The sequence below is a fragment of the Nostoc sp. CHAB 5836 genome (genome assembly GCF_020829445.1).
GTDB lineage: Bacteria > Cyanobacteriota > Cyanobacteriia > Cyanobacteriales > Nostocaceae > Nostoc.
The window spans coordinates 1-7,456 of record NZ_JAIVFV010000254.1 but is presented as its reverse complement, the minus strand read 5'-3'; the positions used below and the strand labels follow the sequence as shown (position 1 = coordinate 7,456).

6 protein-coding genes and 2 rRNA genes are annotated in these 7,456 nt (G+C 41.1%); 1 reads left to right on the top strand and 7 read right to left on the bottom strand.

The features are described from left to right. Window positions 1–1,705, top strand: a 1,705-nt coding sequence (locus LC605_RS29855; protein WP_229551047.1) for a DEAD/DEAH box helicase, incomplete at its 5' end; no start/stop codon positions are given. Between the two features lie 254 nt (window positions 1,706–1,959). Here the strand turns inward: LC605_RS29855 and LC605_RS29850 are convergent. The 7 genes from LC605_RS29850 to LC605_RS29820 form a co-directional block, all read right to left on the bottom strand. Further along, window positions 1,960–2,244: a hypothetical protein gene (locus LC605_RS29850; RefSeq protein WP_229551046.1), complete on the bottom strand. Its 285-nt coding sequence runs from the start codon at window positions 2,242–2,244 to the stop codon at window positions 1,960–1,962. A gap of 413 nt (window positions 2,245–2,657) precedes the next feature. Then, a complete protein-coding gene (locus LC605_RS29845) occupies window positions 2,658–3,671 on the bottom strand; it encodes a glycosyltransferase family 2 protein (protein WP_229551045.1) in 1,014 nt (337 codons plus the stop codon). Between the two features lie 107 nt (window positions 3,672–3,778). Then, window positions 3,779–4,489 (bottom strand): TVP38/TMEM64 family protein, encoded by a 711-nt coding sequence (locus LC605_RS29840; protein WP_229551044.1) that lies wholly within the window; start codon window positions 4,487–4,489, stop codon window positions 3,779–3,781. 317 nt (window positions 4,490–4,806) lie between these two features. Further along, window positions 4,807–5,583, bottom strand: coding sequence for an ABC transporter ATP-binding protein (locus tag LC605_RS29835; protein WP_229551043.1), 777 nt, complete (start codon window positions 5,581–5,583; stop codon window positions 4,807–4,809). Between the two features lie 668 nt (window positions 5,584–6,251). After that, window positions 6,252–6,773 (bottom strand): helix-turn-helix domain-containing protein, encoded by a 522-nt coding sequence (locus LC605_RS29830; RefSeq protein WP_229551042.1) that lies wholly within the window; start codon window positions 6,771–6,773, stop codon window positions 6,252–6,254. A gap of 193 nt (window positions 6,774–6,966) precedes the next feature. Continuing rightward, a 5S ribosomal RNA gene (gene rrf / locus LC605_RS29825) occupies window positions 6,967–7,084 on the bottom strand. A 162-nt stretch (window positions 7,085–7,246) separates the two neighbouring features. Continuing rightward, window positions 7,247–7,456 (bottom strand): 23S ribosomal RNA (locus LC605_RS29820); the annotation flags it as partial.

Genomic DNA, 7,456 nt, shown 5'->3' with positions numbered 1-7,456 from the left:
GTTAGTGGAAATTAACGGCGAGTGGGTAGAATTGCGGCCTCAAGATATCAAGACAGCCCAAACATTTTTTACCACCCGCAAAGACCAAATGGCGCTTTCCCTGGAAGATGCTTTGCGTCTGAGTACAGGAGATACTCAGGCAATTGAAAAGTTACCAGTGGTTAGCTTTGAGGCATCTGGCGCATTGCAAGAGTTAATTGGGGCGTTAAACAATAATCAGACAATTGAACCTTTACCGACACCAACAGGCTTTAAAGGGCAATTGCGACCCTATCAAGAACGTGGTGCTGCTTGGCTATCCTTCTTAGAACGTTGGGGTTTGGGTGCTTGTCTCGCCGACGATATGGGACTCGGAAAAACCGTGCAGTTCATCGCTTTTCTCCTGCACCTTAAGGAACAAGATGCGTTAGAAAACCCAACACTGCTAGTTTGCCCAACTTCTGTTTTAGGCAATTGGGAAAGGGAAGTCAATAAATTTGCACCAAGCCTGAAAATTTTACAATATCACGGTGACAAACGCCCAAAAGGTAAAGGGTTTTTTGAAGCAGTGAAAAACCATGATTTAATTGTTACCAGCTACTCACTTCTTCATCGAGATATCAAGTCCTTGCAAAGTGTCTCTTGGCAGATAATCGTTTTAGATGAAGCCCAAAATGTGAAAAACCCAGAAGCGAAGCAGTCAAAAGCAGTGCGGCAATTAGAAGCTACATTTCGCATTGCATTAACCGGGACACCAGTAGAAAATCGACTGCAAGAACTATGGTCTATTTTGGATTTTCTCAATCCGGGGTATTTAGGCAATCGGCAATTTTTCCAGCGTCGGTTTGCGATGCCAATTGAAAAGTATGGGGATACTGCTTCTTTGACTCAGTTACGTTCATTAGTTCAACCATTTATACTGCGGCGATTGAAAAGCGATCGCGATATTATTCAAGATTTACCAGATAAGCAAGAAATGACCGTATTTTGCGGTTTAACTGGTGAACAAGCTGCACTTTATCAACAAGTTGTAGAGCAATCTTTAGTCGAGATAGAATCTGCTGAAGGATTGCAACGTCGGGGGATGATTTTGGCTTTACTAATCAAACTCAAGCAAATCTGCAATCATCCAGCGCAATACTTGAAACAAGCAACATTAGAACAACATAATTCAGCCAAACTTCTGCGGCTAGAAGAAATGTTAGAAGAAGTTTTAGCAGAAAGCGACCGCGCTTTAATATTTACACAATTTGCTGAGTGGGGTAAATTACTTAAACCCTATTTAGAAAAACAGCTAGGGCGAGAAATCTTCTTTTTATATGGTAGCACCAGTAAAAAACAACGGGAGGAAATGATCGACCGTTTCCAACACGACCCTCAAGGGCCACCGATTATGATTCTTTCTCTGAAAGCGGGTGGAGTAGGACTGAATTTAACACGAGCAAATCATGTATTCCATTTTGATAGATGGTGGAATCCAGCGGTGGAAAATCAAGCCACAGATAGAGTATTTCGGATTGGTCAAACTCGGAATGTGCAAGTACATAAATTTGTTTGCACAGGTACTTTAGAAGAAAAAATTCATGACATGATTGAAAGTAAAAAACAATTGGCTGAACAAGTTGTAGGTGCTGGTGAAGAGTGGTTAACTGAAATGGATACAGACCAACTTCGCAACTTACTACTACTTGATCGCAGTGCAGTAATTGACGATGATGCAGAATAAGTTTGTAGTAAGGACTTTAGTCCTTGAATTGAGCGATAAATCGCTCACTACAAACCTCATAAAATTAAGGTTGCCAATATCTATAGCGCTTCTCACTTAAGTGCAATACAGACCTAACCCCCAACCCTAACCCTTGTAGCGTTGGGGAGTAAGATTCAAAGCCTCTCTCCTTAAAGGAAGTGAGGTCAAACTGCGTAGAGACGTAGCAGTGCTACGTCTCTACATTCTTTTTCACCAGATGTCTACGCCTGCGGCTAATCATCTATTTGAGATGTTTGAGCATTTTCAACAGAACTAGCAATTGGGAGAGAAATAAGATTAGTAGATGGGGTTAGTGAATCTAACTGGGGTTGTTCGAGTGATACTTCGACGCTTGAATCAGCGAAATAAGAACCAAATATTTGATCATAGTTAGAAGCAACAGCTAAAAAAGCGCCACCCAAAATATAGATAGGTAATGGCAGATTAAATTCTTGCAACCACTCAAACAGTTCCGCCAAGGCAAACAGCGTCAAAAAACAGGCAAGCCAAACCCTCATATTCTCATCCCCAGATTGAAACAACTCTAATATCTATTTTACGAGGAATAACAATCATGCAATTTGGGTACGTGCGCTCCGTACTACCTTTACTTTAGACCTCTTGCATAAATCAAACAATTAGGACTTACGCAAGTGTCACAAAAAATAAAAGCTTTTAGTTTGTAGTAAGGGCTACCCTACGGGAACGCTCCGCGAACAGCCCTGATTTTCAGGACTAAAGTCCTCTCTTCTCTTCTTAGGCTGCACTTCGACTACGCAGTTCGACTGCGCTCACCGTAAACTCAGTGACCACGCCAACGAGACGCACTCGCGTTCACTACAAACTAAAAATAATATGCCAGTTGCGTAAGTTCTAACAATTTGAACTCCACCCCACCAAAGCTACGCTTTGTTAAGCTATGAATTATTGGTCAAGACTTGTCTAGATTTTTAGTAGTATCCTTAAAATTATCTAGTTTGTCAGAATTGTTCGTTGAGTTGGAGGACTTGTGATAAAAACCACCTACCTCTGCCAAAGTGTAGAGGGGTCTGGCTTTAACTTCTTCGTAGATGCGCCCTATATATTCGCCTAAGATGCCAACACTGACTAACTGCACAGATCCAAGAAAGAAAATTGCCATCAAAATAATCGTAAATCCTGTTAAAGGTGAATGGGGGAGAAAAAGTCGCCAATACAAGACTAATAAAGCCATGAAGATAGCCGCCGCCGCTGCTAGTAACCCTAAGTAGGTTGATAACCGCAGTGGTACTATCGAAAAGGACACTAGACCATTGATGGCAAGTGCTAAGGATTTGCTAAAAGTGTATTTAACTTTCCCAGCAAAGCGGGGGTTGCGCTCAAACCGAATTGCTGTCTGCTGAAAGCCAACCCAAGAACGCAAACCACGAATATAGCGGGTGCGTTCTGGCATAGAATTGAGAATATCTACGATCTGTCGATCCATTAAACAAAAATCACCCGTATCAGTAGGAATCTCTACATCTGCAAGCTTCTTGAGGACGCGATAAAAAGAGTAGGCAGTAAAACGCTTAAACCATCCTTCCTTGATGCGTTGAGTGCGTTGAGCGTAGACAACTTGATAGCCCTGTCGCCATTTTTCCACCATGTCGGGGATTAGTTCTGGTGGATCTTGTAAGTCAGCATCAAGGATGACAATAACTTGACCCCGGACAAAATTAAGACCAGCAGTAACTGCAATTTGATGACCAAAGTTACGAGCAAAGCTCAGATAGCAAATGCGCGGATCTTTTTGATGCAGTTCTCGTAGTAGTTGTAGGGAGCGATCGCGACTACCATCATTGATTAAAATTAATTCGACAAGACCATCCATCCGATTCATTACTGCATTCAGTCTGCGGTATAGCTCAGGAATAATTTCTTCTTCGTTATAAATTGGAACAATCAATGAATACTTTGGTAGCATCTAACAATCTTGTTTAATTTTTGAACAGCCAAGCTGACAGACTGCTTGTAATCATCAAGGTTTCGTTCTTAGTATACTTAGCAATAGTCAAATCAGATTGCTATACTTTATTTATTCTTCGAGTTAATGTCATCTGAAGAATTTGATTCCTTAAGACTTTCTACAGCGTTTTTAGGAAAACTCCGACGATGGCGATACCAAGTAGACGCTGCCACCAGCGTTCCAGTTAAACCTAAAGCAAGTACTAGCGGCAAGAACTCGCCTGTTTTGACTGCCTTCAAACCATAACTACCTAGTAGTACAAAAGGTAATACACTAGGAACAGTACCAAGTGTTGTACCTAGAATATAATCTTTAAAGCTGATGGAAGTCAGTCCAGCAGCAAAGTTGACTAAGCCATAGGGCATAATCGGTACTAGTCGGATAGCAAACATATAAAAAAGCCCTCCACGACGCACCTCAGCATCCATCGCTTGCCAGCGTCCTGCAAGTCGTTTTGCAACTGTTTGGCGTCCAATAGTTCGAGTAAAAACAAAGGCTATTATTGCCGCAATGACTGCTCCAATACTAGTCCAAACAGTACCCACCCAAGGGCCAAAAATTGCACCTCCAGTCAAATTAAGCACCGTTGAAGGCAAAACTAACATAGTTGCCACAATGTACAAAGCAATATAAATAAGAGGTGCCCAGATACCAGAAGATTTCACCAAAGCTTGAATTTGTGCTGGTTCAATGCCACCAAGAAGATATAGTGCTATACCCGTTGCAATTATGCAACTCAGTGTGAGTAGCACAATACCAGCTTTCAAGTTCCACACTAGAACTCTACTCCTGCTTTTTTTGTAATACTATCCATTTTGCTCACATTTACCCTTTAATTTGAGTTAAAAAAACATTCCAGTGATCATAACCTTTATCCAAGCACAGACCAAGAAACTGCAAGCTAGAAAGGCTTGTGTCGATGAAACCGCAAGTTAACACTTCGGAGTCGCAAAAATCTGGGTAACTAACACAAAATTTGTATTCTTCACTACGCCTACCTTTGCAGAGCGAACCTGCACCGCCAACGGCACAAGTCTTGGCCCTGACCTGAATCCTTACCCAGAAAGTCCTTTGTGGTCACTTCCTAACATCTTTATACAGCAGAAATAGCACAAACCTGTAATCCGACAGGCGTGTGAATAATCACTGATTCTACACCGAATACTTGTGCGATCGCATTTGGTGTCAGAACTTCTTCAGGTGTACCAACTTCCCAAATATGACCCCGTTTTAATAATGCAATGCGTGAACTATACCGGGCTGCTAAATTCAGTTCGTGTACAACTGTGACAATAGTTAATTCCTGCTGCTGATTCAGTTCTTTTAGCAGTTCCAATAGTTGTAATTGATAGTTGATATCTAAAAAAGTTGTGGGTTCGTCTAATAGTAAAACTTTTGGTTCTTGGGCCAATGCTAAAGCTAAAAAAGCTCGTTGTCTTTCACCGCCTGAGAGTTGTTCGACTAAGCGATCGCTTAATTTTTCTAACTGCGTCTTTTTAATTGCAGCTTCGACTTTTACCCAATCTTGGGCGTTTAATTCCCATTGCCACCAAGGTTGATGCGGCGTGCGTCCTAAGCTTACTAATTGTCGCACTGTTAAGCCAACGGGAAGAGTTTGTTGTTGCGGCAATAATGCCAGTTTCTGTGCAACTAGATCTGGGGGTTGAGAGTGAATTGCTTTACCATCAAGTAGCACTGTTCCCTGTTGTGGCGAGAGAATACGACTCAGCAATTTCAGTAAAGTAGATTTACCTGAGCCATTAGCACCAACCAAACTCAACCATTCTCCTGTTTGTAGAGTGAGGTTAATGTCTTGGACAATTGGTACTAAAGCGTAACCGCCTGTGAGGTTTTGTAGTTCGAGTGGCATTTCAGAAAATCAAAAATGAGAAATTTAATCTTACAATATTTGAGTGGATTATTTGACACCCTCATACACATTTAACCGACTTTCCGCACTTCATCGTGTAATATGCGTAGATTTCCAAAATCTCACTAACAATGGTTAAATGAACAACACAAATTTCCAATGAATTTAAATATTAATACTTAAGGGTTTGGTCATTATTAGGAATAATTCTTGAAAACTAAGATAATACATTTTGAAGTAAGGAATGTGGGATTTAAATTCAACAAGTTACTCCCTTCCCGCTAGAAAATTACCGATAATGTAGGAAAAAGTAATACATAAGGTGATAAGGGTAACATTATAGGTGAATATGTGAGAAACCGAACATTCCAACTGTGCGATCGCCAGTTTAACTTGATCGGTGAGAGTTTCAGATAATCTTACTTTTGTCAATTAGAAATTATGCTGGAAATTTGTCACAAGCAGAGGTATGAAGTTAACTGTTGTACTGAACCAATGGAGTAAGAATAAAAGATGCGTATCAAAATTACGCGTAGGCGCAGCCCAACCTAGGCATCGCCTGCTCAAAAATTGTGTTTTCAACAAGAAGGCAACTCTTATAGCAGTCGCCAAAGCCGTTATTGAATTCTGTGCGAGTGGCGGATGAATAAACGGGTTTAAGTCCCCCACTAAATCGGAGATTTAGTGGTCTTTAATGAGTGGTGGGTCTGAATCCCCCACTCATTAATTCTGACTTCTGAATTCTTCTTCAATTCTTCTAATATTTCATATATTCGACTCGTTTTCAACTTAACTCTCCATCGTGATTCAATCACGCTACTAATAATTTCACCTGTCCAAATATTTCTATCTATGCTGTAGTCTACTGGTTTCTCTGAGAGCAACATTATTTTGAGCTCTTGCCTTTGCTCTGAGTTTAATCTCGACGGTACTCGATGGACTATTGGTTTAACTAATTCATTCAACCCGTCTTCAAGAAACTTATCTATCCAAGTTGATAAAGTTTTATATGTACAGTTTAGTAATTCCGACACTTCTGTTCTGGTTTTACCCTCATACAAGTATTTAATTGCTAATAATCTTTGACGCAAATATTCTTGTTGATGCTTGTAGTGCAATCTTTGCCACAAGTCTAAGTCTAGTTGGCGATCGCCTAGCTGGAATGTTCGGTTCAGCAGAGATTTATGCACTTCAGCGACCCCAGCACTACTTGCGTAATACTTTATCTTACATTATCGGTAATCTTCTGGCGGGAAAGGAGTAGTCGCGCTAAAATTTGGCTGCAATCTTCTTTCAAATATTTAAAACTATGTTTTATTGGTAAATCTCTGGAATAACAAAACCCTCCTCAAATTATGAGAAGGGTTTTATTTTGTATAACAAACCTGGCATCGAGCTATTTTTGCGTAGGGCAACCCCTAAACTATCGTGGCCGCAGCAGCGTTTCACCTCTGAGTTCGGGAAGGGTTCAGTGTGGTTCCACCGCGCAATAGACACCAGGAAAGAGTGTAATTGCTAATTCGTAATTCGTAATTGAAGAATTAAGAAACTACGAAACAACAGCAACCCTGAAGACTGCACAGTAACGCGAAACCAAATATTTTCATAACGAGTAAGTAAGTCATAATTACGAATTACGAATTACGAACTACGAATTATGTTTGAGGTCAAGGCCTCGGTCTGTTAGCACGGCTCGGCTACATACATTACTGCACTTCCACCTACCGCCTATAAACGGGTGTTCTGCCCGTGACCTTACCCACTTATTGTGGTGAGAGCACTCATCTTGAGGTGGGCTTCCCACTTAGATGCTTTCAGCGGTTATCCGCTCCGCACTTGGCTACCCAGCGTTTACCGTTGGCACGATAACTGG